This is a genomic window from Bacillus sp. 05T31, assembly GCF_056396725.1.
This window is the reverse complement of the sequence record NZ_JBFTMA010000491.1, coordinates 1-3,389: the sequence shown is the minus strand read 5'-3', so window position 1 is coordinate 3,389 and position 3,389 is coordinate 1. Positions and strand designations below refer to the sequence as shown.

The following is a 3,389-nucleotide window of genomic DNA, read 5'->3' as shown; positions in this document are numbered from 1 at the left end:
ATATAAAGTCCTACTCTATTACCACTTTGTTTTACTATTCTCTAACTTTTACAAAACAATATACGGCATTGTATTCTACATATAATCTCATCAAAAAGAGAAGTTGTCGTTTCCAACTTCTCTTCCTCTTTATTTCATCAATATAAATAAGATAAGCCTCTTTATATCCTCTTGGACCTCAGCATGTGCCAACAATTCTGTTGGCTTTTTCTCTTACTAAATACGAGAACGTAAATACGCATCAATAAACGGATTAATTTCCCCATCCATAACTGCTTGTACGTTACCAACTTCTGTATTTGTACGATGGTCTTTCACAAGAGAATACGGGTGGAATACGTAAGAACGGATTTGGCTGCCCCATCCAATTTCTTTTTGCTCTCCGCGAATTTCATCTAATTGTGCTTGTTGTTCTTCTAATTTCTTTTGATATAATTTCGCTTTTAGCATTTTCATCGCATGCTCACGGTTTTTAATTTGAGAACGCTCTGACTGACATGTTACAACCGTGTTTGTCGGTAGATGAGTTATACGAACTGCCGAATCTGTCGTATTAACGTGCTGTCCACCTGCACCACTTGCACGATACGTATCTATTTTCAAATCTTCTGTACGCACTTCAATTTCAACTTCATCATTGAATTCAGGTACAACTTCACAAGATACGAACGATGTATGACGACGACCTGAAGAATCGAACGGTGAAATACGTACAAGACGATGTACACCTTTCTCCGCTTTCAAGTAACCGTAAGCGTTATGACCTTTAATTAATAATGTAACACTCTTAATACCAGCTTCATCGCCCGGTAAGTAGTCAACCGTTTCTACTTTAAACCTACGTTYTTCAGCCCAGCGCGTGTACATACGTAATAACATAGAACCCCAGTCTTGTGACTCTGTTCCACCTGCACCTGGGTGTAATTCTAAAATAGCGTTATTTTTATCATAAGGATCGCTTAATAGTAACTGCAGCTCGTACTCATTCATTTCGTGAATTAAAGTTTTCACTTCAGATTCTAATTCTTCATGTAAATCTTCATCATACTCTTCTTTAAGTAGGTCATGCGTCATTTCTAAGTTTTCGAACGTCTCATCCAACTGACGGAACCTTCCAACCATATCTTTCAGCGCATTCGCTTCATTAATTAYAGCTTGTGCGCCTTGTTGGTCATCCCAAAATCCAGCGCCCATCATCGTTTCTTCTAATTCTGCAATTTGTTTTTCCTTAGTAGGAAGGTCAAAGAGACCCCCTAAAAGCCGCTAATCTCTTAGCCATTTTTTCTAATTCTTGCCTAATTTCTACTAATTCCATTTCCTTCACCTCTATGTAATTGCTGTTACTTTCATATGAAAACAAGGGAAACTCTCTCCGCTTATTACGGAGAGAGTTTAATCCTTTTCATTATACATTTTTGATGTAAAAATTTGCAAAACAGTCTAAATTACAGTTTCTTATTACTGCCCAATGCCACAACAGTTTTTATATTTCTTGCCACTACCACATTTACATAAATCGTTGCGTCCCATTTGGTCACCTTTTACAACCGGTTTTTTCTTCGCGTCTTCGCCATCGCTTGATGGATGAACAGCTTCACCTTGAACAACTTCTTGACGCTCTAAGTTTTGCTCAATTTCAGCTTTCATAATGTAACGAGAGATTTCCTCTTCAATAGAAGCGATCATCGACTCGAACATTGCGAATCCTTCCATTTGGTATTCACGAAGTGGATCGATTTGTCCGTAAGCACGTAAATGAATACCTTCACGAAGATGATCCATTGCATCGATATGATCTGTCCATTTCGTATCTACAACACGGAATACAACAACCTTTTCGAATTCACGCGTCTGCTCTTCAGGTAGAAGCTTCTCTCTTTCGTTATAACGCTCTAACAATTTCGCGATAATTGATTCGCTCATTTCTTCTGGAGCAAGGCGACGTAACTCTTCTTCTTTTACATCTCCTTCTTCAAGAAGGTTTGTATTTAAGTAATCGACAAGACCTTTAATGCTCCAATCTTCTTCGATTTCTTCTTGCGTATGAAGTGCAACAGCACGTTCTATCGTAGATTTCATCATACCTTCAATAATACTGCGTAAGTTCTCTGAATCCATTACTTCTTGACGCTGTTTATAAATTACTTCACGTTGTTGACGAAGTACATCGTCGTATTGCAATAGCTGCTTACGTGCATCATAGTTATTTCCTTCCACACGTTTTTGCGCAGATTCTACAGCACGAGAAACCATTTTACTTTCGATTGGCTGTGAATCATCCATACCAAGGCGATCCATCATCGCTTTCATATTGTCAGAACCGAAGCGGCGCATTAGTTCATCTTCCATTGATAAGTAGAACTGTGTTACACCAGGGTCCCCTTGACGACCAGAACGACCACGTAACTGATTATCAATACGACGACTTTCGTGACGCTCTGTACCGATAACTGCTAGGCCAACGTTTCTAATATCGTCGCCTAACTTAATATCCGTACCACGACCAGCCATATTCGTCGCAATTGTTACAGCGCCTTTCATACCAGCTTCTGCAATGATATCTGCTTCACGCGCATGGTTTTTTGCATTTAAGATATTATGACGTACACCTTTACGTGTTAACATTTTTGAAATAAGCTCTGACGTTTCAATTGCAACTGTACCAACAAGAATAGGTTGCCCTTGCTTATGACGATTTACAATATCCTCAACAACTGCATTGAATTTACCTTCCATTGATTTGAAGATTAAATCAGCACGATCATCACGAATAATATCTTTATTCGTTGGAATTACGATAACATTCATATTGTAAATACTACGGAATTCTTCTTCTTCCGTTTTCGCTGTACCAGTCATACCAGATAATTTTTCGTACATACGGAAGTAGTTTTGGAACGTAATTGTTGCAAGCGTCATACTTTCATTTTGAATTTCTACGCCTTCTTTTGCTTCAATAGCTTGATGTAAACCTTCGCTATAACGACGACCTTTCATAAGACGACCAGTGAATTGGTCTACGATTACGATTTCGCCTTCTTGTACAACATAATCTGTATCAAGGTGCATAACAACGTGTGCACGAAGCGCCTGATTAATATGGTGAAGAAGTGCTACATGTTTTAAATCGAATARGTTATCGATATGGAAAGCTTTCTCAGCTTTCGTAATACCATCTTCTGTTAACATTACATTTTTCGTTTTCACATCAAATGAATATTCTTTTTCATTTTCTAATGTACGAACGAATGCATTTGCAAACATGTATAGCTCTGCTGATTTTTGAGCTTGTCCCGAAATAATAAGCGGCGTACGTGCTTCATCGACTAAAATAGAATCGACTTCATCGATGATAGCAAAATTAAGTGGACGCTGAACGCACTGCTCTC

Annotated in this window: 2 protein-coding genes; both read right to left on the bottom strand. The window is 38.4% G+C overall.

What is annotated here, in order from left to right; all coding sequences use genetic code 11:
* Positions 1-216: 216 nt before the first annotated feature.
* Positions 217-1,315 (bottom strand): peptide chain release factor 2 gene (gene prfB, locus AC1DJR_RS22655; protein WP_477003559.1). Its coding sequence is split into 2 segments (ribosomal slippage): positions 217-1,242 and positions 1,244-1,315, totalling 1,098 coding nucleotides; the frame shifts between segments, so codons are not numbered across the junction.
* A gap of 143 nt (positions 1,316-1,458) precedes the next feature.
* On the bottom strand, positions 1,459-3,389 hold a 1,931-nt coding region (gene secA, locus AC1DJR_RS22650), incomplete at its 5' end, for a preprotein translocase subunit SecA (protein WP_477003558.1).